This is a genomic window from Pseudomonas sp. SG-MS2, from assembly GCF_009933855.1.
GTDB classification, from domain to species: Bacteria; Pseudomonadota; Gammaproteobacteria; order Pseudomonadales; family Pseudomonadaceae; genus Aquipseudomonas; species Aquipseudomonas putida_E.
In genome coordinates this window covers 1-22527 of sequence record NZ_MOMO01000121.1, presented here as the reverse complement: position 1 = coordinate 22527, position 22527 = coordinate 1, and the positions used below count along the sequence as shown (strand labels likewise).

At 63.5% G+C, this 22527-nt stretch carries 25 protein-coding genes and 1 tRNA gene; 12 read left to right on the top strand and 14 right to left on the bottom strand.

What is annotated here, in order from left to right:
• Positions 1-106: 106 nt before the first annotated feature.
• The 5 genes from BLX42_RS09665 to BLX42_RS09645 form a co-directional block, all read right to left on the bottom strand.
• Entirely contained in the window at positions 107-478 is a 372-nt protein-coding gene (locus BLX42_RS09665) for a glutaredoxin (protein ID WP_115272898.1), read from the bottom strand.
• Between the two features lie 57 nt (positions 479-535).
• Positions 536-1081, bottom strand: coding sequence for a GTP cyclohydrolase I FolE (folE, locus tag BLX42_RS09660; RefSeq protein ID WP_012313343.1), 546 nt, complete (start codon positions 1079-1081; stop codon positions 536-538).
• A 70-nt stretch (positions 1082-1151) separates the two neighbouring features.
• A complete protein-coding gene (locus BLX42_RS09655; protein ID WP_012313344.1) occupies positions 1152-1712 on the bottom strand; it encodes a Smr/MutS family protein in 561 nt (186 codons plus the stop codon).
• A gap of 96 nt (positions 1713-1808) precedes the next feature.
• Positions 1809-2129 carry a hypothetical protein gene (locus BLX42_RS09650; protein ID WP_046786621.1) on the bottom strand — a complete coding sequence of 107 codons (321 nt, stop codon included), beginning with the start codon at positions 2127-2129 and terminating at the stop codon, positions 1809-1811.
• 89 nt (positions 2130-2218) lie between these two features.
• Complete coding sequence (locus tag BLX42_RS09645) at positions 2219-2809, bottom strand: cysteine hydrolase family protein (RefSeq protein ID WP_046786620.1); 591 nt, start codon at positions 2807-2809, stop codon at positions 2219-2221.
• Between the two features lie 179 nt (positions 2810-2988).
• Here BLX42_RS09645 and prmB point away from each other — a divergent pair, with 179 nt between their 5' ends.
• Positions 2989-3897 (top strand): 50S ribosomal protein L3 N(5)-glutamine methyltransferase, encoded by a 909-nt coding sequence (prmB, locus tag BLX42_RS09640; RefSeq protein ID WP_161871672.1) that lies wholly within the window; start codon positions 2989-2991, stop codon positions 3895-3897.
• Positions 3898-3979: 82 nt separating this feature from the next.
• Here the strand turns inward: prmB and BLX42_RS09635 are convergent, their stop codons facing one another.
• Positions 3980-4768: a hypothetical protein gene (locus tag BLX42_RS09635; protein ID WP_161871671.1), complete on the bottom strand. Its 789-nt coding sequence runs from the start codon at positions 4766-4768 to the stop codon at positions 3980-3982.
• An 81-nt stretch (positions 4769-4849) separates the two neighbouring features.
• A complete protein-coding gene (locus BLX42_RS09630) occupies positions 4850-5812 on the bottom strand; it encodes an alpha/beta hydrolase (RefSeq protein WP_115272895.1) in 963 nt (320 codons plus the stop codon).
• A gap of 141 nt (positions 5813-5953) precedes the next feature.
• Here BLX42_RS09630 and aroC point away from each other — a divergent pair, with 141 nt between their 5' ends.
• From aroC to BLX42_RS09615, 3 genes are all read left to right on the top strand, one after another.
• Positions 5954-7045 (top strand): chorismate synthase, encoded by a 1092-nt coding sequence (gene aroC / locus BLX42_RS09625; protein WP_046786616.1) that lies wholly within the window; start codon positions 5954-5956, stop codon positions 7043-7045.
• A gap of 149 nt (positions 7046-7194) precedes the next feature.
• Positions 7195-8349: an MFS transporter gene (locus BLX42_RS09620; RefSeq protein WP_371926648.1), complete on the top strand. Its 1155-nt coding sequence runs from the start codon at positions 7195-7197 to the stop codon at positions 8347-8349.
• Complete coding sequence (locus BLX42_RS09615; RefSeq protein ID WP_161871670.1) at positions 8349-8885, top strand: oxidase; 537 nt, start codon at positions 8349-8351, stop codon at positions 8883-8885. Before BLX42_RS09620 ends, BLX42_RS09615 begins: the two co-directional genes overlap by 1 nt.
• A gap of 118 nt (positions 8886-9003) precedes the next feature.
• Here BLX42_RS09615 and BLX42_RS09610 read toward each other — a convergent pair whose 3' ends face one another.
• Positions 9004-9276 (bottom strand): DUF3509 domain-containing protein, encoded by a 273-nt coding sequence (locus tag BLX42_RS09610; protein ID WP_012313353.1) that lies wholly within the window; start codon positions 9274-9276, stop codon positions 9004-9006.
• Positions 9277-9545: 269 nt separating this feature from the next.
• Between BLX42_RS09610 and BLX42_RS09605 the strand changes: the two genes are divergently transcribed.
• Together BLX42_RS09605 and BLX42_RS09600 are read left to right on the top strand one after the other, a co-directional pair.
• Positions 9546-10070: an ankyrin repeat domain-containing protein gene (locus tag BLX42_RS09605; RefSeq protein ID WP_161871669.1), complete on the top strand. Its 525-nt coding sequence runs from the start codon at positions 9546-9548 to the stop codon at positions 10068-10070.
• 59 nt (positions 10071-10129) lie between these two features.
• Entirely contained in the window at positions 10130-10660 is a 531-nt protein-coding gene (locus tag BLX42_RS09600) for a hypothetical protein (RefSeq protein WP_115272889.1), read from the top strand.
• A 144-nt stretch (positions 10661-10804) separates the two neighbouring features.
• On the opposite strand, the gene BLX42_RS09595 is transcribed toward BLX42_RS09600, so the two are convergent.
• Positions 10805-11743: a ZIP family metal transporter gene (locus tag BLX42_RS09595; protein ID WP_161871668.1), complete on the bottom strand. Its 939-nt coding sequence runs from the start codon at positions 11741-11743 to the stop codon at positions 10805-10807.
• A gap of 125 nt (positions 11744-11868) precedes the next feature.
• On the opposite strand from BLX42_RS09595, the gene BLX42_RS09590 reads away from it, so the two are divergent.
• From BLX42_RS09590 to BLX42_RS09575, 4 genes are all read left to right on the top strand, one after another.
• Complete coding sequence (locus tag BLX42_RS09590) at positions 11869-12063, top strand: PLDc N-terminal domain-containing protein (RefSeq protein WP_039604611.1); 195 nt, start codon at positions 11869-11871, stop codon at positions 12061-12063.
• Between the two features lie 148 nt (positions 12064-12211).
• Complete coding sequence (locus BLX42_RS09585) at positions 12212-14284, top strand: LTA synthase family protein (RefSeq protein ID WP_161871667.1); 2073 nt, start codon at positions 12212-12214, stop codon at positions 14282-14284.
• Positions 14285-14451: 167 nt separating this feature from the next.
• Positions 14452-14688 (top strand): hypothetical protein, encoded by a 237-nt coding sequence (locus BLX42_RS09580; RefSeq protein ID WP_115272887.1) that lies wholly within the window; start codon positions 14452-14454, stop codon positions 14686-14688.
• A 175-nt stretch (positions 14689-14863) separates the two neighbouring features.
• Positions 14864-15196 (top strand): ribonuclease E inhibitor RraB, encoded by a 333-nt coding sequence (locus tag BLX42_RS09575; protein WP_115272886.1) that lies wholly within the window; start codon positions 14864-14866, stop codon positions 15194-15196.
• Positions 15197-15254: 58 nt separating this feature from the next.
• On the opposite strand, the gene BLX42_RS09570 is transcribed toward BLX42_RS09575, so the two are convergent.
• Entirely contained in the window at positions 15255-16055 is an 801-nt protein-coding gene (locus BLX42_RS09570) for a cytochrome c (RefSeq protein WP_115275442.1), read from the bottom strand.
• Positions 16056-16581: 526 nt separating this feature from the next.
• On the opposite strand from BLX42_RS09570, the gene BLX42_RS09565 reads away from it, so the two are divergent.
• Entirely contained in the window at positions 16582-17316 is a 735-nt protein-coding gene (locus BLX42_RS09565) for an amidotransferase (RefSeq protein WP_161871666.1), read from the top strand.
• Positions 17317-17348: 32 nt separating this feature from the next.
• Here the strand turns inward: BLX42_RS09565 and BLX42_RS09560 are convergent, their stop codons facing one another.
• The 3 genes from BLX42_RS09560 to BLX42_RS09550 form a co-directional block, all read right to left on the bottom strand.
• On the bottom strand, positions 17349-18320 hold the full coding sequence (locus tag BLX42_RS09560; protein ID WP_046786610.1) for a magnesium and cobalt transport protein CorA: 972 nt from the start codon (positions 18318-18320) through the stop codon (positions 17349-17351).
• Between the two features lie 63 nt (positions 18321-18383).
• Positions 18384-19103, bottom strand: coding sequence for a 1-acyl-sn-glycerol-3-phosphate acyltransferase (locus BLX42_RS09555; protein ID WP_046786609.1), 720 nt, complete (start codon positions 19101-19103; stop codon positions 18384-18386).
• Between the two features lie 117 nt (positions 19104-19220).
• Positions 19221-19910, bottom strand: coding sequence for a crotonase/enoyl-CoA hydratase family protein (locus tag BLX42_RS09550; protein WP_046786608.1), 690 nt, complete (start codon positions 19908-19910; stop codon positions 19221-19223).
• A gap of 290 nt (positions 19911-20200) precedes the next feature.
• On the opposite strand from BLX42_RS09550, the gene BLX42_RS09545 reads away from it, so the two are divergent.
• A tRNA-Ser gene (locus BLX42_RS09545) sits at positions 20201-20290 on the top strand.
• 128 nt (positions 20291-20418) lie between these two features.
• On the opposite strand, the gene BLX42_RS09540 is transcribed toward BLX42_RS09545, so the two are convergent.
• Positions 20419-22527 (bottom strand): TonB-dependent siderophore receptor (locus BLX42_RS09540; RefSeq protein ID WP_161871665.1); only part of this gene is annotated, 2109 nt, incomplete at its 5' end.

The window sequence follows — 22527 nt, the reverse complement described above, 5'->3', positions numbered from 1 at the left end:
CGCGAAAGGGCTGCGCAGCAGCCCCAGGATATCGGTGGCGCCGCTGATATCCTGGGGCCGCTGCGCAGCCCTTCGCGACACAAGGCCGCTCCTACAAAAAACCGCCTCAGATACTCGCGAAGCGTTTGTCCAGGTAGGCAATGATTGCCTTGGACTCATACATCCAGGTCACGTTGCCTTGCTCTTCGATGCGCAAGCACGGCACTTTCACCCGGCCGCCACCTTCGAGCAGCGCCTGGCGGTGCTCCGGGTCGTTCTTGGCGTCGCGCAATGCCACTGGCACGTTGAGGCGGTGCAGGGTGCGGCGGGTTTTCACGCAGAACGGGCACGCATGGAACTGGTACAGCGCAAGGCCCTTGGCCTGCTGCTCGACATGCGCCTGGGCCGCGGCATCGCGCTTGCGCTTGGCCGGGCGGCTGATCAGGTCGCCGATCACGATGAGCTGGCCGAGGCCGACCCGCAAGGCTTTGACGATCATCTGCAACTCCTGAAAATAAAAAGCCGACCCACAGGGCCGGCTCGGGTCACGCGCCGATCATTTGATCAGGCCGAGGAACTCCATGCGCGTGGCCGGGTTGTCGCGGAATTCACCGAGCATCACCGAGGTGAGCATGGTCGAGTTCTGCTTCTCCACACCGCGCATCATCATGCACATGTGCTTGGCTTCGATAACCACCGCCACACCCGCAGCGCCGGTCACCTGTTGCACGGCCTCGGCGATCTGGCGGCTGAGGTTTTCCTGGATCTGCAGGCGGCGGGCGAACATGTCGACGATCCGCGCGACCTTGGACAGGCCCAGTACCTTGCCCTTGGGCAGGTAGGCCACGTGCGCCTTGCCGATGAACGGCAGCATGTGGTGTTCGCACATCGAATACAGCTCGATGTCCCGGACCAGCACCATTTCGCTGTTGTCGGAGGTGAACAGCGCGCCGTTGGTCACTTCTTCCAGCGTCTGCTCGTAACCGCGGCAAAGGTATTTCATGGCCTTTGCAGCCCGCTTGGGCGTGTCGAGCAGGCCCTCACGGGAGACGTCCTCGCCGATCTGGCTGAGGATCTCGGTGTAGTTCTGTTCCAGGGACATGTATCTACCTGTGGGAAAAAATCGCAAAAACGAAGGTTACGGCGGCAAAGCCTGCGCTGCAAGCGCGGCGTTACTCGTCGCGGCCTTCCATCATGGTTCGTTTGAGCATTACGTACACGGCACCGGTACCGCCGTGGCGGGCCTGGCAGGAGGCGAAACCGAGCACCTGCGGGTGCTGGCGCAGCCAGGTGTTGACGTGGCTCTTGATCATTGGCCGCTTGCCATCCAGGCGTGCGGCCTTGCCGTGGGTCACGCGTACGCAGCGTACTTCCAGCTTGGTGGCCTCGGCAATGAAGGCCCACAGGGTTTCGCGGGCCTTCTCGACAGTCATGCCGTGCAGGTCGAGGCTGCCCTCGAAGGCGATCTGGCCGAGCTTGAGCTTGCGCAGCTGGGTTTCCTGCACGCCGTCGCGGCGCCACATCAACTCGTCTTCGGCACCCACGTCGATGACGAACTGGTCGGACAGGCCGTCGATCACCAACGGCTGGTCACTGCGCACGGTCGCCGCCTGGCGCAGGCCGGCCAGCTGCTTGCGGTCAGCCTTGGGTTTGCCGACCTCGGCACGGTCGTGCTTGATCGGCTTGACGCCGCGCACCTCGGCGCTGAACAGGGAAAAATCGTCGTCTTGCATGGTGCCTCCACGTGGGCGGCGTAGTTTACGCGATCAACCCTGTGGCGTCAGCAATGGCCCTGCCGCCGGCAGGGCCAAGGGGCTTCAGCACAGCCTTCAGTCGTGCTTTTTCATCAGGTGCGGCGACATGTTCAGCTCCCGACCGCGGCGCAGGCGAATGCGGCTGCGCCGCCAGAAGCGCACGCCCAGGTACAGGAGCACCAGCCCGACCACGCTCAGGGTAATCGAAAGCGGGCGGTTTGCATTGAGCTCGGCAAAGGCCGGGTAATTACCGAGCAGCCCGGCGACGCCGGCCATGGCCAGCAGCACACCGAACGTGGCCAGCAGCGCCGACAGGCCTGCGGCCAGGCGGGCGCCCCAGTTGCGTGGCTCGCGCTGGCGCAGGCGCTTGGCGTCGAAACTGCCTTTGAGCTTCATTCCGATTTCCTCTGTGGGCATCAGAAATTCGACCGGCAACCGGCCCCCGGGTTCCGCCCGGCTGCCGGGCGGTGGTCAGCTCGCCAGGCTCAGATCAGGCTGGCGGTGGGGGCGACGCAGGCGAAGTTGTCGGCCATCACGGCCATTTCGCACTCGTGAATCTGCGCAGCGGGAATCACGCGGTCTTTCAAGGCCAGGTCGCGGGTCGCCGAAGCGTCTTGCACCAGGGTACAACGATAACCATAGTCCTTGGCCCGGCGCACGGTGGTGCTGACGCTGGAATGGCTCATGAAACCGCAGACGATCAGGTCCAGGTGCCCCAGCTCCTGCAGGGTTTCGTGCAGCTTGGTGTTCTTGAACGCGTTGGGCATGCGTTTTTCGATGATTATTTCACCGTCGTGTGGCTCCAGCCCCGGGATGAATTCACCGGCAGGGCCTTGCGGGTCGAAGCGACCGCCGACGGTACCGAGGTGGCGGACGTGGATGATCGGACGGCCGGCCTTGCGGGCGGCGTCGAGCAACCTGGCGATGTTGGCCACGGCCTCGTCCATGCCCGACAGCGCGAGCGGACCACTCAGGTACTCTTTTTGCGCATCGATGACGATCAGGCTGGCTTGGCTCAGCTTGGCCGGCGGGTAATCGCGGCCAGTGAGGCGGAACATCGTGGTTGGAACGGACATCAAGGGCTCCTTGGAAGGGCTTTTGTATACCTATTCTCCCTTGCCTTGGCGCCAATGGGAATGGTTGACATCGAAACCGGCGCAGTTACTGGCCTGTGGCTACCCGCTGGGCGATCCGCAGGAACATTTGTGCGGTGCGGGCTGTTAGACTTTTGTCCAGATCTGAATAGGAGTACCCCGTGATCACATCTCGTCTGCGCACCTTGCGCGACCACATCCGCTGGGCGGTCAGCCGCTTCCACGAGCACGAGCTGTTTTTCGGCCACGGTGCCGACAATGCCTGGGATGAAGCCCGCCTGCTGGTGCTGGGCGCCGTGCACCTGCCGTGGGAAATCGCCGACAGCTACCTGGATTGCCAGCTCGAGGACGACGAGCGTGTACGCCTGCAGCACCTGCTCAAGCGCCGTATCGAAGACCGTGTACCCACTGCCTACCTGCTGGGTGAGGCGTGGTTCTGCGGCATGTCGTTCATCGTTGACGAGCGTGTGCTGGTACCGCGTTCGCCGATCGGCGAGCTGATCGAAAAACGCTTCGAGCCATGGCTGGCCAACGAGCCTGCGCGCATTCTCGACCTGTGCACGGGCTCCGGTTGCATCGGTATCGTAGCGGCCGAGGTGTTCCCCGAGGCCGAGGTGGTATTGGCCGACCTGTCCTTCGAAGCGCTTGAAGTGGCCAACCAGAACATCGAACGCCATGGCCTGGACGAGCGGGTATTCACGGTACAGGGTGACGGTTTCGCGGGCCTGCCGGGGCAGCGCTTCGACCTGATCCTGTCCAACCCGCCGTATGTCGATGCCGAGGACTTCGGCGACATGCCGGCCGAGTATCACCATGAGCCGGAGATGGGCCTGGCCTGCGGCAACGATGGCCTGGACCTGGTGCGGCGCATGCTGGCCGAGGCGGCCGAGCACCTGACCGAGAAGGGCCTGCTGATTGTCGAGGTGGGCAATAGCCAGGTGCATGTCAAGGCGCTGTACCCGGAGGTCGACTTCGCCTGGCTGGACTTCGAGCGCGGTGGGCATGGGGTGTTCATGCTGACGGCTGAGCAGTGCCGGCAACATCAGGAGCTGTTCAAGGCCCGCGTTTGATCGGGGCTTGATGGGGTGGGGCATGCCTTGCGTTGCACGGTCTCAAAGCCGCTGTAGCACCCATGGCATGCGCCCACTTGCTCTAGCGGGTGGCAATCCAGATCAACAACCCAGCCTGGAACACCGCAAACGCCACCAGGCAGGTAATGGTAAAGCGCAGCCCGCTGTCCTCGCGCTGGTACTTGGCCACCCGCTCATCGCGCTCGCGCAGTTGCGCCTCCTTCTCCAGAAGGTTCTGCTCGGCCTGCTGCAGCATCCCGGCCGCCTCGAGCATGGCCACCCGCTGCACCTTCTCACTGTTCCAGCCGCCCTTGAGCTGGCCCACCGTGGCTTCGACCGTGCGGCCTTTGAGGTGCTGCCCGTCGGCGTACTCCACCTCGATGCCGGTCGCGCTCAGGAAGCGGTCGCGGCGCAGGCGCGAGTCTTCGTTCAGGGCATCCTTGTTCGGCAGCGCCATGCCTTCGATGTGGTAGTGCGACCATTTGCGCTGCAGCCACTGCACGGCGTGGGCCAGCATGAAACGCCCCAGGCCGCGGTTCAGTGGTTCCAGCTGCAGGCCGCTGTCGCTGCCGATGCTCACCCGCCGCTCAAGGTGGTCAACCCGCACATCCAGCTGGTTCTGCTCTTTGCGCACCTTCTGCCCGGGCAGGCGGATTTCCATGCGCAGCAGGCTGTGCGCCTTGCCGTGGCGCTCGGCATGGCCGAACTCGACGAAACGCAGCGGCCGCGCGCCGCTGTTGCGGTCGGTGGGCAGCGGCGCCAGGCGCAGCAACTCAAAGTGTTCTACTGCCAGGTCAGCCCAGGGCAGCGCTGGGCTGTCCGGGGCTTGCGGCTCTTCGGCCGGCTCTACGGCGGCGGGGGCGTCGGTCATCAGGGCGTTCTCACATACAAGCCAATACCGAGCTTATCGGCCGTATCGCCCAGGACCTGAGGCCATTGTGCGGCGATCTCCTCAGGCTGAGGGCAACTGATGAATGAACGTCACCACCCGCTCACCCAGCTCACGGGCCAGCGGCAGTTCAGGGTTCAGGTAGCTGTCGCGCTGCTCGCTCATGGCCTTGGGGCTGATGCGCAGCATGTGGTTCATGCCGTCGATCAGTACCAGTTGGGCATCGGGTTTGGCCGCCTTCAGGCGCTGGGCATCGGCCACATCCACCTGCACGTCGTTGCGGCCCTGGATGATCAGCGCAGGCATCGGCAGGCGGGCGAAGGCCTTGGCCGGGTCCTGCCGGAACAGTGAGATCAGGTAGGGCTGCACGCTGGGGCGGAAGACCTGGCGCAGGGGGGCGGGGACATCCAGGCTGGTCTGCCCGGCCTGCAGGCGGTCGAGCAGGGCGCTGCTGCGGGCCAGTTGCGCGGGCGGCATGCGTTGCGCCAGTTGTTCGCGCAGCACATCGGCGATGGGCCGGCCGCTGCCGGCCAGGGTGATGACGGCGCTGGCGCCGGCCTGCTCGGCGGCCAGGCTGGCAATCAGTGCACCTTCGCTGTGGCCGACCAGTATCAGCGGGCCGAAGCGCGGGTCGGCCTTGAGCTTGCGGCTCCAGGCCACCACGTCGGCGACGTAGCGCTCGACACTGAGGTCGCGCTCATCGGGTGTGGCCGGCAGGCTGGCGGCCACGCCGCGCTTGTCGTAGCGCACGCTGGCGATGCGCTCATTGGCCAGCAGCAGCGCCAGGCGTTTGAGGTTGTCGATACGCCCCGAGGCCGGGTTGTTGCCATCGCGGTCGGTAGGGCCGGAGCCGGCGATGATCAACACCACAGGGGGCGGGGTGGCCTGTTGCGGCAACAGCAGGCTGCCATGCAGCACACCCTGGCCGGTGTCCAGGTCGATAGGGCGTTGCAGGACGGTGGGTGAAGCTGCCTGGGCAAGGCCGGTGCACAGCAGGAGGAAGAAAGCGACGAAGCGCGGCATCAGGCGGTACTACATGGAGAGATGAGCGTTTGACCCAATGTTCATGGGAAGGTTCTGCAGCCCCCCGGAGCGGGCAAGCATTCCTTGTGAAATTTTCCGTATACTGCTCCCCTCGTTCACTTCAGGCAGACTCGCGGAGCGTCCATGTCCGGCAATACCTACGGCAAGCTGTTCACTGTCACCACCGCTGGCGAAAGCCATGGCCCGGCGTTGGTCGCCATTGTCGATGGCTGCCCTCCGGGCCTGGAAATCTCCCTCGCCGACCTGCAACACGACCTCGACCGGCGCAAGCCCGGCACCAGCCGGCACACCACCCAGCGCCAGGAACCGGACGAGGTGGAAATCCTCTCCGGTGTGTTCGAAGGCCGTACCACCGGCTGCTCGATCGGCCTGCTGATCCGCAACACCGACCAGAAGTCCAAGGACTACTCGGCGATCAAGGACCTGTTCCGCCCGGCCCACGCCGACTACACCTACCACCACAAGTACGGCATCCGCGACTACCGCGGCGGTGGCCGCAGCTCGGCCCGCGAAACCGCCATGCGCGTGGCGGCCGGCGCCATCGCCAAGAAGTACCTGGCCACCCAGGGCATCCAGGTGCGCGGCTACATGAGCCAGCTGGGGCCGATCGAAATCCCCTTCAAGACCTGGGATTCGGTGCAGGACAACGCCTTCTTCAGCCCCGACCCGGCCAAGGTACCGGAGCTTGAGGCCTACATGGACCAGCTGCGCCGCGACCAGGACTCGGTCGGGGCGAAGATCACCGTGGTGGCCGAGGGCGTGATGCCAGGGTTGGGTGAGCCGATCTTCGACCGCCTGGACGCGGAGCTGGCCCATGCGCTGATGAGCATCAACGCGGTCAAGGGCGTTGAAATCGGTGCCGGCTTCGCCAGCATCGCCCAGCGCGGTACCGAGCACCGCGACGAGCTGACCCCCGAAGGCTTCCTCAGCAATAACGCGGGCGGGATCCTGGGCGGTATCAGCTCTGGCCAGCCGATCGTCGCCCACCTGGCGCTCAAGCCGACCTCCAGCATCACCGTGCCGGGCCGCTCCATCGACGTGGACGGCAACCCGGTCGACGTCATCACCAAGGGCCGTCATGACCCGTGCGTTGGCATTCGCGCCACGCCGATCGCCGAAGCGATGATGGCTATCGTGCTGATGGATCACCTGTTGCGTCACCGGGCGCAGAATGCCGAGGTGAAGGTCGCAACGCCGGTTCTGGGCCAGCTCTGATTCGTCAGTACCGGCCCTATCGCCGGCAAGCCGGCTCCCACACGGGCAGCATGGGCGCCGGCTTGAACCGGCTCCACAGGTGCAGTGTAGGAGCCGGCTTGCCGGCGATAGGGCCGGTACAGGCAATACCCCATTCTGGCTGAGCCCTGATGAATCCGATCCCCTACTGGCGACTGTCCAGCTTCTACCTTTTCTACTTCGCTCTGCTGGGTTCGACAGCCCCGTTCCTGGCCCTTTACTTCGACCACCTCGGCTTCCCCCCGGCGCGTATTGGCGAGCTGGTGGCCATCCCCATGCTGATGCGCTGCATCGCCCCCAACCTGTGGGGCTGGCTGGGTGACCGCAGCGGCCAGCGGCTGCTGATCGTGCGCCTAGGCGCGCTGTGTACCCTGGCCACCTTTTCGCTGATCTTCTTCGGCAAGAGCTACGCCTGGCTGGCGCTGGTAATGGCCCTGCACGCGTTCTTCTGGCACGCGGTACTGCCGCAGTTCGAGGTCATCACCCTGGCCCACCTGCACGGGCAGACGGCGCGCTACAGCCAGGTGCGGCTGTGGGGCTCGATCGGTTTCATCCTCACCGTGGTCGGCCTTGGGCGGTTGTTCGAATGGCTGAGCCTGGATATCTACCCGGTCGCCCTGGTGACCATCATGGCGGGCATCGTCGCGGCCAGCCTGTGGGTGCCCAATGCCCAGCCGGTGGAGCAGGGCGAGCGGCGCGACGCGGGCGGCTTCCTGCGCCAGTTGCGGGCGCCTGGGGTGGTTGCCTTCTACCTGTGCGTGGCCTTGATGCAGCTCAGCCACGGGCCTTACTACACCTTCCTCACGTTGCACCTGGAGCACCTGGGCTACAGCCGCGGCGCCATCGGCCTGCTGTGGGCGCTGGGGGTGGTGGCCGAAGTGCTGATCTTCATGGCCATGAGCCGCATCTTCACGCGCTTCAGCGTGCAGCAGGTGCTGCTGGCCAGCTTCCTGTTGGCCGCCCTGCGCTGGCTGCTGCTGGGCAACCTGGCGGGCGAGCCGGCCGTGCTGATCTTCGCCCAGGTGCTGCACGCCGCCACGTTCGGCTGCTTCCATGCTGCCTCCATCGCGTTCGTCCAGGCCAGTTTCGGCGCCCGTCAGCAAGGCCAGGGCCAGGCATTGTATGCGGCGCTGTCGGGCACCGGCGGTGCGCTGGGGGCGTTGTATTCGGGCTACAGCTGGAAGCTGCTGGGCCCCACCTTCACCTTTGGTATGGCCAGCGCCGCAGCGCTCGCGGCAGCCGTTATCATTGCCACTCGTTTGAAATCGACCAGGACCTGCCGCTGATGAGCATCCTCTGTGTATTCCACCCGTCCAGCCCGGCCTTGCCGAACAAGGTACTGACCCACCACGACGACATCGCCGCAACGCTGGCAGAGCAGGGCGTGCGTTTTCACCACGCTGCGCTGGCGCTGCGCATACGGCCAGGCAGCAGCCAGGATGAGGTCATGAGCGCCTGCCGCGAACACCTTGACCGGTTGATGACTGCCCAAGGCTGCGCAGCATTCAGTGTGCTCAACCGCGACGGTGCCGACCCGGCACAGGTCGACCTGCGTGATGAGCATGTGCATGACGTTGATGAAGTGTTTGCCGTGGTCACAGGTCGCGCCCAGGTCGGGCTTCGCCTGGGTGACTATGTGTATGCGCTGGTGTGTGAAAAAGGCGACCAGCTGGTGATCCCGGCAGGGTGCCGGCGCTGGGTGGAGCTGGGGGACAACCCTTTCTGCCTGGCGCTGCGACTCTATGCCAATGAGCAGGGTATGCAGCCGCGCTTTACCGGGGATGATACGGCGCGTGCGTACGCTGGGATCGACGAGTTCTAGTGTCCGCTCCGGCCCCTCGCGGGCAAAGCCTGTGCCTGCAGGTACCCCGCCATCCCTAAGGGCAATGCAGTACCTGTGGGCGCAGGTTTACCCGCGAAAGGGCCGGTGCAGACAAAACTCAACGGTAGGTCGGCAGCGCGAAGCGTTGCTGGCTCTGCAGCATCGAGATCACCGGCAGTTCACTGGCTTGCTCGGCCAGGTCGCGGCGAATGGCGCTGATCGCCCAGGACAGCTGTTCGGCGCTGTGCAGTTGCCCATAGGTCAGCACACGGCGGGTAACCCTGCCATCGGTGGCACGCAGCGTCAGCAGGATGCCGCCATCGGGGCGAGGCTGGGTGGTGACCTGGTAGGCCGAGAACACCGAGACGAACTTTTCCTGAATGAGGTCCATATCAACTCCTGACTGATTTGGTGGGCAGACGTGAGTTGATAGGTGCAGTGAACGTGCCAAAACTCGATTCTGATAAAAACCCTTTAATTTCAAGGCCTTGAGGTTGCTTCGGGGAGGGTGGTGCCGTGCAGGCTGCATGGTCGTGCATTTTGCACAGTGCATTTTGCACGAGCCGGCCGGTGGCTATCGGCGCTATAGATTCTGAACCTTTGACCTGCCGGGCTTGCCTGACAAACACTTGGGCAATCTTTTCTGCCAGGAGGTTCCAGATGTCTGAACAACAAGCACCCGCCGCCATGACCGATGATGAGACCGCGGCATTTGCCGAGCAGGTCTTCGAGTGTGCCCGCCAGGGGGATGCCACGATGCTCGAGCGTCTTTTGGCCAGTGGCTTGCCAGCCAATCTGCGCAACCACAAAGGCGACACGCTGCTGATGCTGGCCAGCTACCACGGCCACCATGATGCGGTCCGCGTATTGCTGAGCCAGGGTGCCGACCCGCTGATTGCCAACGACAACGGCCAACTGCCGATCGCCGGTGCGGCGTTCAAGGGTGACCTGGCGATGATCCGGCTGTTGCTGGAAAACGGCGTGCCGGTCGACGCTGCTGCGCAGGACGGGCGTACTGCACTGATGCTGGCGGCGATGTTCAACCGTGTAGAGATTCTCGACTACCTGCTGGCCCAAGGCGCCGACCCGGCACACCAGGATGCGCGCGGCGCCACCGCGCTGATGGCGGCGCACACCATGGGCGCAGCCGATACCGCAGCGCGCCTGCAGGCGCTGGCCGGCTAACTGCCTGGGGGCATTTGCGGCTATCCTTGGCGACTTTTCACCCGTCGCAGGCCCCCTTCATGAAAAACCAGTTGCTCGAATTCATCAGCCTCATCGGCGCCGGCTGCATGCGCGATGAAGACATCGAGCGCATCGCCGACGAGGCCGCACAGGCCTACGCCGACCCCGCCGCCTTCCTCGCCGCCAACCCGGACATCAACTACGACGACAGCTTCCCGATCCCGCTGGGCGAGTGGGTGGTGCTTGGCAGCCTGCCGGACACCGTGGTGTTCCAGGCCGACAGCTATCAGGAGTTGTTCCAGCACATCAGCGATTCGTTCGACAAGAGCGTGCCGTTCACCCTCAAGCCCAAGCAGCTGGCGCGTACCGAGCCGTTGACGGCGCTCAACCGCATCCAGGTGCAGATGGCCGCGCTGAACAAAGAGGCCGGTGGTTATGTGCTGCTCAACTTCAGCCAGTTGCTCGATGATGAGTTGCAAGTGGTGATGGTTGGCAAAAACGACCTGGCGCGTGTGCTGGAGCTGGGTGCTGAACTGGGTATCAAGGTAGAGCCAGCCTTAGAGGCGCTCAAGGTGGCCGTTCACAGCTGAATCGCCTGTAGGAGCGGCCTTGTGTCGCGAATGGGCCGCAAAGCGGCCCCAAGATTCAGCAGCGCAACACAAATTGCTGGGTCTGCTGCGCAGCCCCTTCGCGACACGAGGCCGCTCCTACAACAGCGGCGTCGGTAAGTCGTTTCAACCCAGCGCAGTATCCAGAAACATCATCACCGCAAACCCGCCCATCACCCCCAGCGTCGCCGCGGTCTGGTGCCCATTGCGGTGGGTTTCGGGTATCACCTCGTGGGACACCACGAACAGCATCGCCCCCGCCGCCAGCCCCATGCTGATGGGGTAGGCGAGGGCAAAGCCGGTGGAGATGCCCAACCCGATCACCGCGCCCAAGGGCTCCATCAGGCCCGAGCCAATCGCCACCAGTGCGGCCTTGAAGTTGGACAACCCGGTTGCGCGCAAGGCCAGCGCTACGGCCAGGCCTTCGGGTATGTCCTGAATGGCGATGGCGCTGGTCAGCGGCAGGCCGACATTCATGTCGCCATTGGCAAAGCTCACGCCAATGGCCATGCCCTCGGGCAGGTTGTGCAGGGTGATCGCCAGCACGAACAGCCACACCCGGCTGATGCGCTCGGCATCGGGGCCGCAGGGGCCTGTGCTTTCGTGTTCGTGCGGGGTGAAGCGGTCGAGCCCGAGCATCAGCAGCACACCCAGGCCCATGCCCAGCACCACGGTAAAGGCGGCGGCCGGGCCGTTGCCGGTAATTTCGCGGGCAGCTTCAAGGCCCGGCAATATCAACGAAAACGAGCTGGCAGCCAGCATCATGCCGGCCGCAAAACCGAGCATCACGTCCTGGCTGCGTGCGCTGACATCGCGCAGCACCACGGCCAGTACCGCGCCCAGGGCCGTGGCGCCGAAGCCGGACAGGCCACCGAGCAGCGCCAGGTGCAGGCTGTCGGCATGCTCGCCGTTGACGGCGTTCCAGAAACTCGCCGCCAGCAGCACGATGACCGCCAGCAGGCTCACGCCCAGCCCCGCGCTGAGCCACGGGGTATTGGCTGCCTGCTGGCGCCAGGCACTCAACAACGAGGGCGAGGCGGGGGTTTGAGTTTGGGCTGGGGGCATGCGAACCTCGGATCTGTGAATGCTTGCAGTCTACCCAGTGACCAGCAGGGCAGGCCAAGGATTCCCTTCTATCGACCTGATAGCTGATTATGCTCAGCCACACTGACTGTCAACGGGGGGGTGCCATGGGTTCGACGTTCAACGGGCTGGTTGGCCTGATCATTCTGGCGCTGGATATCTGGGCAATCCTCAATGTGATCAAGAGCGGCCGGGAGGTGGGGGTCAAGGTGCTGTGGATACTGCTGATCGCCTTGCTGCCGGTGATCGGCCTGGTGATCTGGGCCATTGCCGGTCCCAGGGGCAATGTGCGGCTTGGATAGGGGCATTTTGCTGGCGCAGACAAAACCAGCAACAGCCCCGTGACAAAATTTTCACATTGGTTTAAACAGAATCCGCACCCGCACAATGCTGCGTTGGTCTAGCGCCGGCGCCATCCCGCAAACACGCAATCCTAGGACCTTCCCATTCATGGCTAACACGGATGCCTTGAAGCAACAGGGCGCGCGAGCCTTCTCGCCGACCTTGAAATCGCACTTGGCCTATACGCTGCTCAGTGCCCTGGTGATCATGCTGATGCTCAGCCTGGTGCGCCTGGCGCTGCTGGTCTACAACAGTGACATGATCGGCGACACCCCTTATTCCACCGTTGCCGAAGGCTTGTTCAACGGTTTGCGCTTCGACCTGCGCGTGGTGGTGTACCTGAGCATCCCGTTGCTGCTGGCAACGCTGAGCCCATGGGCCATGGCCCGGCGTGGCCTGTTCCGCTTCTGGCTGACCATCACCGCTAGCGTGGTGATGTTCCTCGGCCTGATGGAGCTGGACTTCTACCGCGAGTTCCACCAGCGCCTCAACGGCCTGGTCTTCCAGTACATCAAGGAAGACCCGAAGACCGTGATGAGCATGCTCTGGTACGGCTTCCCGGTGGTCCGCTACCTGCTGGCCTGGCTGTTCGGCACCTGGCTGCTGAGCCTGCTGTTCAAGGGCATCGACCGCCTGACCCGTGGTGTGGGTGGCAGTGGCGTTACCGTGCAGCGCAGTGTTGCGCCGTGGTACCACCGCCTGGCCGTGTTCATGGTGATCCTGCTGGTGGCTGTGGTTGCCGCCCGTGGCACCCTGCGCCAGGGCCCGCCCATGCGCTGGGGCGATGCCTTCACCACTGATTCCAACTTCGTCAACCAGTTGGGCCTCAACGGTACCCTGACGCTGATCGACGCTGCCAAGAGCCGTTTCGGCGAGGACCGTGCCAACATCTGGAAGCCGGTGCTGGAGCAGAACCTGGCCACGCAGACCGTGCGTGAACATCTCCTGACCCCTTACGACACGCTGGTCGATGCCGATGAGGCCGCCGTGCGCCGTGACTTCGTGCCGCCGGCCGAAGGTACCTTGCCGGTCAAGAACGTCGTGGTGATCCTCATGGAGAGCTTCGCCGGCCATTCGGTAGGCGCCCTGGGCAGCCCGAACAACATCACCCCGTACTTCGACAAGCTGGCCAAGGAGGGGCTGTTGTTCGACCGCTTCTTCTCCAACGGCACCCATACCCACCAGGGCATGTTCGCTACCATGGCCTGCTTCCCGAACCTGCCGGGCTTCGAATACCTGATGCAGACCCCGGAAGGCGGCCACAAGCTGTCGGGCTTGCCGGCGCTGCTGAGCGCCCGTGACTACGACGACGTGTACGTCTACAACGGTGATTTCGCCTGGGACAACCAGTCCGGTTTCTTCGGCAACCAGGGCATGACCACCTTCATCGGCCGCAACGACTTCGTCGACCCGGTGTTCTCCGACCCGACCTGGGGCGTGTCCGACCAGGACATGTTCGACCGTGGCAACGAGGAGCTGGCCAAGCACGATGGCAAGAAGCCGATCTACGCGCTGCTGCAGACGCTGTCCAACCACACCCCGTATGCCTTGCCCAAGGACCTGCCGGTCGAGAAGGTCACAGGCCAGGGCCGCCTGGACGAGCACCTGACCGCCATGCGCTACTCCGACTGGGCGCTGGGCCAGTTCTTCGAGAAGGCGCGCAAGGAGCCGTACTTCAAGGACACCCTGTTCGTCATCGTTGGCGACCATGGTTTTGGCAACCACCAGCAGATCACCGAACTGGACCTGGGCCGCTTCAACGTGCCGCTGCTGCTGATCGCGCCGGGCATCCAGGAGAAGTTCGGTGCGCTCAACCACACCGTGGGCACCCAGGTCGACATCGTGCCGACCATCATGGGCCGCCTGGGTGGCCAGGCACGGCACCAGTGCTGGGGCCGCGACCTGCTCAACCTGCCTGAGGGCGACCAGGGCATCGGTATGATCAAGCCGTCGGGCAGCGAGCAGATCGTTGGCCTGGTGCAGGGTGACCGCATCCTCATCGAGTCCAAGGACATGACCCCGCGCCTGTACCGCTACCAGCTGGGCAGCGAGTTCAAGGCCGAGCTGATCGAAAGCCCCGACCAGCCGCAAATGCTCAAGCAGCTTGAAGCGTATATTCAGACCGCGACCAAGAGCCTGCTCGACAACACGGCCGGTGTGGTGCACGGTACACCGAAGTAACTGGCAAACAGGGCCGCTTTGCGGCCCATCGCCGGCAAGCCGGCTCCCACAAGATGGCGCCGGCCTGCGGTCACCAGTGGCTGCAACTGACTGAACAAATCGCCCGGCCCACGGTCAAGCATTAACAGGCATCACCCCCGGTGTTCTCTGCTTGAGAGGGCTATTCAATGAAAGAGTGGGAAGTCATCTTTGCCGACCAGAAAGGCGAGCCAACCACGCTGCTGATGCACGGTGAACTGTGCCCCAGCGAGGAAGAGGCGGCCAAGGCCATTCGTTCGCATCTTTTCCCGGTCATGGATGAGCTGGACCTCAACGACTTCCAGGACCGTGCCCTATCCCCCACGGCACGTTGGCTCAAGGAGCAGAACGGCGTAGTCATCACCCGTATCCAGGAATCTTCCTGACCCGCACGGTTGGCGTGGTGCCGCGCAAGGCACTACGCTAGTGGGAGGTGTTGGCCTGTTCTGCGGGGCTGCACCTGTCAATTCGCGTCTTGCATCAGCTCGAACTGCACGGCAATGCCGGCAGGTGCGTAGTGCACGGAAAGTCTATCCATTGCTTTATTCAGGAGGACGATTCATGAGCAGCCAGAACGACGATATCAGCAGCAATGTCCTGCGTCAGATGAAAGCTGGCGGTTTCGACTTCACCCGTATCCACCCCATCGAGTTCTACGCGGTATTTCCAGATGAAGCCGGCGCGCGACGCGCGGCCGGGCAGTTTCGCGGTGAGTCTCTCAATGCTCAGGTGCGAGAACGGGATGATGGTGTGTGGCACCTGGAACTGAGCAAGATCATGTATGCCACCTATGGTGGTATCGGGGACTTCGAAGAGGCCTTCGAGCAGGTCGTGTCACCCTATGGCGGCGAGGTAGAGGGGTGGGGCGTCAAGCAGGAACGGCCGACAGCCTGAACCCCCCTGGGGTTGCCTTGCAGCCCGATCCAATCGCCGGCCAGCCGGCGATTGGCCTTCAAGGCCTACGCTTGGCCATATGCCCCAGGTAAGCCAGCAAGGCATCTAGTTCTTCTTCACTCAAAACACTTTCGGCAAACCCCGGCATGCGCGCCTGTGGCCACTGCCTCAGGCTTTGCGGGTCACGAATGTACTGGCGCAGGAACCCCGGCTGGAAATACTCGGTCGGGTTGTGCGGCATGTTCAGGTCCGGGCCGAACTGGGCATCCCCCGCACCGTTGAGCCGATGACAGGCCAGGCAGTTTTGCTGGAACAGGGCAAAGCCCTGGCGCACCGGGCCTTCGGCCGGCAGCTTCGGGTCAGGGAGCAGGGCCGGGAAGCGTTGCTCCACCGCCGCCAGGCGGCGGATCGTGGCAATCTGGAACGGCCACTGCTCGGGGCGGATGCCGCTTGCCTGTGGGGCGGTCCACACCAGGTAGAACGGCCCGGCGCTCGGCTTGCCGTTGCCCAGTGCCGGCCACGGTGCGGCGGGGTCCTCGATGGCCAGCCAGGCACGTGCCGGGCCCTCCTGCAGCAACGGCGCGGCCGGCATTTCGGCGGCGAAACCGTCCAGCGCCACGGCCTGCAGGTGGTCATCTGCCTTTATGCCTTGCAACAGCGTGGCCAGCGGCACCGCGCGGTAACGCATGGGCCGTTTATAGGACACGTCCTGTTCGATGTTTATTTCGCGTGCTTGCGGCATGCGCAGCAAATCGGCGCTGTCCAGAGTGCGCGACGAGCCGTCGAGTTCCAGGTGCAGTTGGGCCGCCGAAAGGGGCAGGCTCAGAAGAAGGGCTAGCAGGGCAAAACCTAGGCGCATGAGCATTCTCCGACCGTCATGGCCGGCAGGTTACCTGTGCGTTGCCCCTTGAGGCCACTGCCTTCGTCATCCGAACAAACGTGTCAGGTTCGGCAAGATCAACAGCAACGTCGTGGCGAATAAAATGAGCCCGGCTTGGCGAAGTTTCGATTGTCTGAACATGGCGGACCGCCTTCTTGTTGTTATTCCTGAATACCCGTTGGCTTCCCTGTCGCACTTCGGGTCGATCACCGCAGCGTGCCTGCACGCCCTACCACTTACCTCTTTGTATCGATATACAACCAACAGTAGGGTGAACGTCATCCATGTTTAAGAACCCTTTGTTCTATTAAAGCTGATAATCGGTTGCTTGATGATATGAGGCAAAAAGCCAGCCATCTGGCACGCTCTGGCTAGACAGTGGCGCAACACCCAGCGCCTACCCGACAAAATGTGACCGTTCGTCAGTGCAGCCTACTTGCTTGTACGTGCCTTTCACGGCAGTCTCTACAGCTGATTCCCACCCACGTCGTTCAGGACTATCCCTATGTCGTTACGCATCTGCATCCTTGAGACCGATGTCCTGCGACCGGAGTTGACCGCGCAGTACCAGGGCTACGGCAGGATGTTCGAGCAGCTCTTCTCGCGGCAGCCGATCGCCGCCGAATTTCGTGTGTACAACGTGATGAACGGCGACTACCCCGCCGACGATGAACGTTTCGATGCCTACCTTGTGACAGGCAGCAAGGCGGACTCGTTCGGTACCGATCCATGGATCCAGACCCTCAAGGCATACCTGCTCAAGCTGTACGAGCGCGGCGAAAAGCTGCTGGGTGTGTGCTTCGGCCACCAGTTGCTGGCGTTGACCCTGGGTGGCAAGGCCGAGCGGGCCGACAAGGGGTGGGGCGTGGGCATCCATCGCTACTCGCTGGCGGCGCATGCGCCGTGGATGGACCCTGAGGTTTCCGAGCTGACCCTGCTGATCAGCCACCAGGACCAGGTGACCGAGCTGCCTGAAGGTGCCACGGTGATCGCCTCGAGCGATTTCTGCCCGAATGCGGCGTATCACATTCGCGATCAGGTGCTGTGCTTCCAGGGGCATCCGGAGTTTGTCCACGACTACTCGCGGGCCTTGCTCGATGCACGCCAGGAATACCTGGGGGATGAGGTTTACCACAAGGCGGTGGCGAGCCTGGCCACTGAACACCATGGCGACCTGGTCGGTGAGTGGATGATGCGCTTCATCCAGCAGCCAGCCAAGGCCAGCGACAGCGCTGCCTGAGCCATAGGGGCTGCAACAGCAGCCCCGACACGCTAAAGCCAGCCAGAGCGCTTGAAGCTGGCGAACAGCCCGGTGCATCCCAGCCCGATCACCCCCAGCACCCCGAAATACCCGTAGTGCCAGCCAAGCTCCGGCATGTTCTGGAAGTTCATCCCGTAGATCCCGGCAATCGCCGTGGGGAAGGCCAGAATCGCCGCCCACGCTGCGAACTTGCGCTGCACGATGCTTTGCCGCCGTGACTCCAGCAGCATGCCGATCTCGATGGTCTGGCTGGCGATGTCGCGGATCCCGACCAAGTCTTCCATCTGCCGCGTCACGTGGATCTGCACGTCGCGAAAGTAGGGGCGCATGTTCTTGTCGATGAACGGGAAACTCAGGCGCTGCAGTTCCTCGCTTATCTCCACCATCGGTGCCACATAGCGGCGCAGGCGCAGTATGTCGCGGCGCAGGCTGTGCAGGCGGCGAATGTCGTCTTCGAGCAACGAGCCGGTAAGCACGCTTTGCTCCAGCTCTTCGATCTCGCCATGGATGGCTTCGCTGACCGGTTGGTAGTTTTCGGTGACGAAGTCCAGCAGTGCGTAAAGCACGAAATCTTCGCCGTGCTCCAACAGCAAGGGGCGCGCCTCGCAGCGTTGGCGCACCAGGGCATAGGATTTGGAGTGGCCATTGCGGCAGGTGATGATGTAGCCGTTGCCGGCGAAGATGTGGGTTTCGATGAACTCCAGCTTGCCCTCATGGCGCACCGGTGAATAGGTGACGATGAACAGCGCGTCGCCGAAGGTTTCGAGCTTGGGCCGGCTGTGTTTCTCCAGGGCGTCTTCAATGGCCAGTTCGTGCAGGTTGAACTGGCACTGCAGGTTGGCCAGTTCTTCGGCATTGGGCTCTTCCAGGCCGATCCAGACGAAATGCCCGGGCTTGCGCGCCCACTCGCTGCCCTCGTCGATGCTGATGTTGGTGACTTTTCTGCCGGCGCTGTACACCGCCGATGCCACGACTCGACCCATGGTTATCCACTTGTCCGGTTGCACACGGGTAACAGCTTGGGCTGTATGGGCCTTGAGGGCAACCTAGCGTTTGGCCAGCTCGCCTTCCATGTGGTCGATGCACTGCTGCATCTGCCCGCGGCACTGCTCGATCAAGGCCGGGATGTCCTGCTGGGTCAGCCCTTCAGTAGCGATCGGCGGCAGTGAGCGCACGATCACTGTGCGGCGTCGCCAGCTGTTCAGGCCCAGGCGCCGCGCATAGCGGCTGACGCACACCGGCACGATCGGTACGCCCGCCTCGAGGGCCATGTGGAAGGCGCCTTTCTTGAACGCCAGCAACTGGTCTGCGGGGTTGCGCGTGCCTTCCGGGAAAATCCAGATCGAGGTGTCGTCACGCAGGATGCGCGTGGTCACCTGCATGGCCTTGCGCGCCTGGTAAGCGTTCTTGCGGTCCACCAGTACATTGCCGCCCAGCCAGAACAACTGCCCGAACAGCGGGATCCAGCCGAGGCTTTTCTTGCCGATGGCGACCGTGCGCCGGGGCACCACGTGGCCGAGGATGAACAGGTCGAAGTTGGACTGGTGGTTGGCGATGATCACGCAGCCGGGTGGCTGGTCCCACAGCGGGCCGACTTCGGCCTTGACCTTGATGCGCAGCAGCCAGGTGGCCGGCAGGCTGTAAAGGCGGGCGAAGATGCGGCTGTTGTCGCGGTTGAAGGGGCGCAGCAGGCCGATCAGCAGGCCTAAAACCCCGACCAGCAGGAAGTGCAGCGCCAGCAGGAGCATGCGAAGGCAGTAAAGCATGGTACGACTCACACCAGACAGTCGCGGTGCAGTGTACGGCTGTGCACTGGGTTGGGCAAACCTTGGGTTCGCCCTGCTGGCCCTCCGGGCGGCGTACCGGCCAGAGGGCCTGCAGGGTCAACCGATCGGGTTCTGGTCCAGCGCGATTGCCTCATCCAGGGCATCGAGCAGGCCCTTGCGCACCTTCAGCTTGGTGTTCTTGTGCGCCAGCATGTTCAGCTTCTTCAATTCACGCGCAGCGGCCAGCGCGGTGTCGAGCAGCTGCTCGGCCGGCACCACCTTGTCGAGGAAGCCCGCTTGCATCGCGCCATGGGGGTCGAAGATTTCGGCATTGTTCACCGAACGCTGGAATGCTGCGCGGCTCAGGCGGTCGCGGGCCAGTTCGATGCCGGCGTGGTGCATGGTCATGCCGATCTGCACTTCGTTCAGGCAGATCTTGTAAGGCCCCTCGACGCCGATGCGGTAGTCGGCGGACAACAACAGGAAGGCGCCCTTGGCCACGGCGTTGCCGGGGCAGGCGACAATCACCGGGAACGGGTGAGAGAGCAGGCGCCGGGCCAGGGTGGAGCCGGCGGTGACCAGGCTGATGGCTTCCTTGGGGCCTGCGGTCATCACTTTAAGGTCATAGCCGCCGGACAGGATGCCCGGCTGGCCGGTGATGATGACCACGGCGCGGTCTTCCTTGGCGCGGTCCAGGGCGGCGTTGAAGGCAGTGATGACATCCGGCGAGATGGCGTTGACCTTGCCGTTGTTCAGGGTCAGGGTGGCGATGCCGTCTTCGGCGTGGTAGGTAATCAGCTCGCTCATGACAGAGTCCTTTAGGTGGCGTGGCGATGACGTTACCCAGCGCCGCGGGCCAGGTAAAGCAGCAAGGCTGACCAGCCAGTCAGCGACTGGCCCTCATGCCTTGCGCAATCAGGGCAGGGCGGCCGGGTGCGGTAAAAGCGCTGGCGAGATTGGCGGCTTTGCCTTGGCAGGCTCGGGTTTTTGATGGTTTGGCTTAAATGCATGAAAAAACTGAAAAAAATGCTTGCCAAAGAAAAGGTCTTCTACTAAATTAGCGCGCCTCGACAGGCTGAATGGCTTGAAGAGAAAACGGTGAAGTGTCCGAGTGGTCGAAGGAGCACGCCTGGAAAGTGTGTATACGAGAAATCGTATCAAGGGTTCAAATCCCTTCTTCACCGCCACATTCTACGAAGAGCCCCCAAGCTGAAAGGTTTGGGGGCTTTTTGTTTATTGGGGTTTTTAGTCCTGCGTGGGGGCGTAGGGGCATGTCCGCCCCTACCCACATCTACCCCAGTGATACCAAGCTACCCTAGAAACTCACCGAAGCCGACACCCGTGCCGTCCGCGGCGCGCCCTGGAACAGGTAGTTGTCCCCCAGGTAATCCCCCACATCCCGCCAGTAGCGTTTGTCGAACACGTTATCCACGGTCAGGCGCAGCACCGTGTCATAGCCGCCGATACGCGTGCGATAGCGGCTACCCACGTCAAACACGGTATAGCCGCCCACCTGTACATTCCCCGCCTGGCTCGCATACTTGCTGGCGCTGTAACGTGCCCCGCCCAGCAGGGCCAGGCCCGGCACCGGCAGGCTGTAGTCGGCTTGCAGGGCTGCGCGCAGGCGCGGCACGTTGATCGCCTGATGGTCTTCGTAGGCATCGGTACCGCTGTTCTTCACGCGCGCGCGAATCGCTGCGGCGCTGGCCTGGATTTGCAGGTTCGAGGTCACCCAGCCGCTGGCGCCCAGTTCCAGGCCGATGTTCTTCTGCTGGCCCTGCTGCACGTAGGTGAAGGTGGCGTCGCCTTCAGGGCGGGCGTATTGATAGGCCTGGCGGATCTGGAACAGCGCGGCGCTGAAACTCATGCCCTGCCAGTCGCGTTTGATGCCCAGCTCAAGCTGATGCGACAGGGTAGGGGCGAGGATTTCTGCCGCGTTGCTGGCGTACCAGGGCGCGGTACCCCCTGCGGACAGGCCCTTGGAGTAGCTGGCATACACGGTGGTGTCCTGGCGCGGCTTGTAGATCAGCGCGGCATTGGGCAGCAACTGGTATTGCCGGGTATGGCGCCCGGCCAGGCCGGTTTCGTCCCAGGTCTTTTCGTCCAGGCGTACTTCGCGGGCGCCGAGCACGGCCTGCCACTGCTCGCTGAAGGTGATGCGGTCGTTGACGAACAGGCCGTACTGGCGGCTGTCCAGGCGCCGCTCGCTGGCACCGACCGGCAGGTCCGAGGGCGCCACGGCGGGTGCGCCGGTGTAGATGTTGCCGCTGCCGACCAGTTGGTTGTAGTAGGGGCGCTGATCCAGCGTGCGGCGTTGTGCGCTGGCACCCACCGTCAGCTCATGGCTCACGCCGAGCGCGTCGAAGTGGCCGTCGAGCATCGCTTGCGCTTCATCGGTGCGGCGGGTGTCGTCAGGGCTGCGGAAGTCGTAGATGTCGTAGTCGCCCTCCGGGCTGAAGTGCGACTGCCAGCCGGCTTCGCTGCCCCAGGCGAACGAGCTGTAGTCATCGATCACCACTTTGCTGCGCGAGGCGCTGAGGGTGCCGCTCCAGGTATCGTTGAAGCGGTACTGGAAACGCCCGCCCAGGTTCAGTGAATCGGTCTGTACCGGCTTGGCCCAGTGCTGGTAGGCCAGGCGGTCATCCGGGTCGATGCCGTGCGGTACTTCGCTGCCGCCAAGCAGTTGATAGCCCGGTACCGAGCGCTGTTCGCGGTGCTGGTACTCGGCATCGAGCTGCAAGGTGGCATCGGGGTTGATCTGCCAGTCGAACGCCAGCGAGGCAAAGTCGCGCTTGCCATCGGCATGGTCGACATATGAGCGGATATCTTCGTGGGCAAGGTTGGCGCGCAGGCCGAACTGCCGTTCACTGCCAAACCAGCCGCCCAGGTCGGTGGCCAGGTAGCGCTCGCCTTGTTCGTTGGTCGATACCGTTACGCTGCGCACATCCTCGGCGCGCTTGGTCACGTAATTGATCAGCCCGCCAGGCGCCGACACGCCACTGTGCAGGCCCGACAGGCCCTTGAGCAGTTCGACTTGCTGCTTGTTCTCCAGCGCCACGTTCTGCTCGCCGGCGATGGTCTGGCCATTGATGCGGTAGCTGCTGGCGGCATTGAGTTCGAAGCCGCGCACGTTGAAGTTTTCGTAATAGCCGATCGGGGCGTAGCTTTCGCCGACCGAGGCATCGCTTTGCAGCACTTCGCTGAGCTTGCGTACCTGGCGGTCTTCGATCAGTTGCTGGTTGAAAACACTGACTGATGCCGGGGTATCGAGCAGGGGGGCTGCCTGAAACCCGCCTGCCGCGGCTTCAGTTACCTGATAGCCGTCGTTGCCGTAGGTGTCGGAAACCTCTACCGGGGCGAGGGTGACACTGTCTTGAGCCAAACCGTGGGGGCTGTGCAGGGCCAGGCCCAGGCTGAGCAGGCT

Bases quoted from the DNA above. Each gene is read 5' to 3' on its own strand.
- BLX42_RS09665 (WP_115272898.1), bottom strand. From the start codon at position 478: ATGATCGTCAAAGCCTTGCGGGTCGGCCTCGGCCAGCTCATCGTGATC.
- folE (WP_012313343.1), bottom strand. From the start codon at position 1,081: ATGTCCCTGGAACAGAACTACACCGAGATCCTCAGCCAGATCGGCGAG.
- BLX42_RS09655 (WP_012313344.1), bottom strand. From the start codon at position 1,712: ATGCAAGACGACGATTTTTCCCTGTTCAGCGCCGAGGTGCGCGGCGTC.
- BLX42_RS09650 (WP_046786621.1), bottom strand. From the start codon at position 2,129: ATGAAGCTCAAAGGCAGTTTCGACGCCAAGCGCCTGCGCCAGCGCGAG.
- BLX42_RS09645 (WP_046786620.1), bottom strand. From the start codon at position 2,809: ATGTCCGTTCCAACCACGATGTTCCGCCTCACTGGCCGCGATTACCCG.
- BLX42_RS09635 (WP_161871671.1), bottom strand. From the start codon at position 4,768: ATGACCGACGCCCCCGCCGCCGTAGAGCCGGCCGAAGAGCCGCAAGCC.
- aroC (WP_046786616.1), top strand. From the start codon at position 5,954: ATGTCCGGCAATACCTACGGCAAGCTGTTCACTGTCACCACCGCTGGC.
- BLX42_RS09620 (WP_371926648.1), top strand. From the start codon at position 7,195: ATGAATCCGATCCCCTACTGGCGACTGTCCAGCTTCTACCTTTTCTAC.
- BLX42_RS09615 (WP_161871670.1), top strand. From the start codon at position 8,349: ATGAGCATCCTCTGTGTATTCCACCCGTCCAGCCCGGCCTTGCCGAAC.
- BLX42_RS09610 (WP_012313353.1), bottom strand. From the start codon at position 9,276: ATGGACCTCATTCAGGAAAAGTTCGTCTCGGTGTTCTCGGCCTACCAG.
- BLX42_RS09605 (WP_161871669.1), top strand. From the start codon at position 9,546: ATGTCTGAACAACAAGCACCCGCCGCCATGACCGATGATGAGACCGCG.
- BLX42_RS09600 (WP_115272889.1), top strand. From the start codon at position 10,130: ATGAAAAACCAGTTGCTCGAATTCATCAGCCTCATCGGCGCCGGCTGC.
- BLX42_RS09595 (WP_161871668.1), bottom strand. From the start codon at position 11,743: ATGCCCCCAGCCCAAACTCAAACCCCCGCCTCGCCCTCGTTGTTGAGT.
- BLX42_RS09590 (WP_039604611.1), top strand. From the start codon at position 11,869: ATGGGTTCGACGTTCAACGGGCTGGTTGGCCTGATCATTCTGGCGCTG.
- BLX42_RS09585 (WP_161871667.1), top strand. From the start codon at position 12,212: ATGGCTAACACGGATGCCTTGAAGCAACAGGGCGCGCGAGCCTTCTCG.
- BLX42_RS09580 (WP_115272887.1), top strand. From the start codon at position 14,452: ATGAAAGAGTGGGAAGTCATCTTTGCCGACCAGAAAGGCGAGCCAACC.
- BLX42_RS09575 (WP_115272886.1), top strand. From the start codon at position 14,864: ATGAGCAGCCAGAACGACGATATCAGCAGCAATGTCCTGCGTCAGATG.
- BLX42_RS09570 (WP_115275442.1), bottom strand. From the start codon at position 16,055: ATGCGCCTAGGTTTTGCCCTGCTAGCCCTTCTTCTGAGCCTGCCCCTT.
- BLX42_RS09565 (WP_161871666.1), top strand. From the start codon at position 16,582: ATGTCGTTACGCATCTGCATCCTTGAGACCGATGTCCTGCGACCGGAG.
- BLX42_RS09560 (WP_046786610.1), bottom strand. From the start codon at position 18,320: ATGGGTCGAGTCGTGGCATCGGCGGTGTACAGCGCCGGCAGAAAAGTC.
- BLX42_RS09555 (WP_046786609.1), bottom strand. From the start codon at position 19,103: ATGCTTTACTGCCTTCGCATGCTCCTGCTGGCGCTGCACTTCCTGCTG.
- BLX42_RS09550 (WP_046786608.1), bottom strand. From the start codon at position 19,910: ATGAGCGAGCTGATTACCTACCACGCCGAAGACGGCATCGCCACCCTG.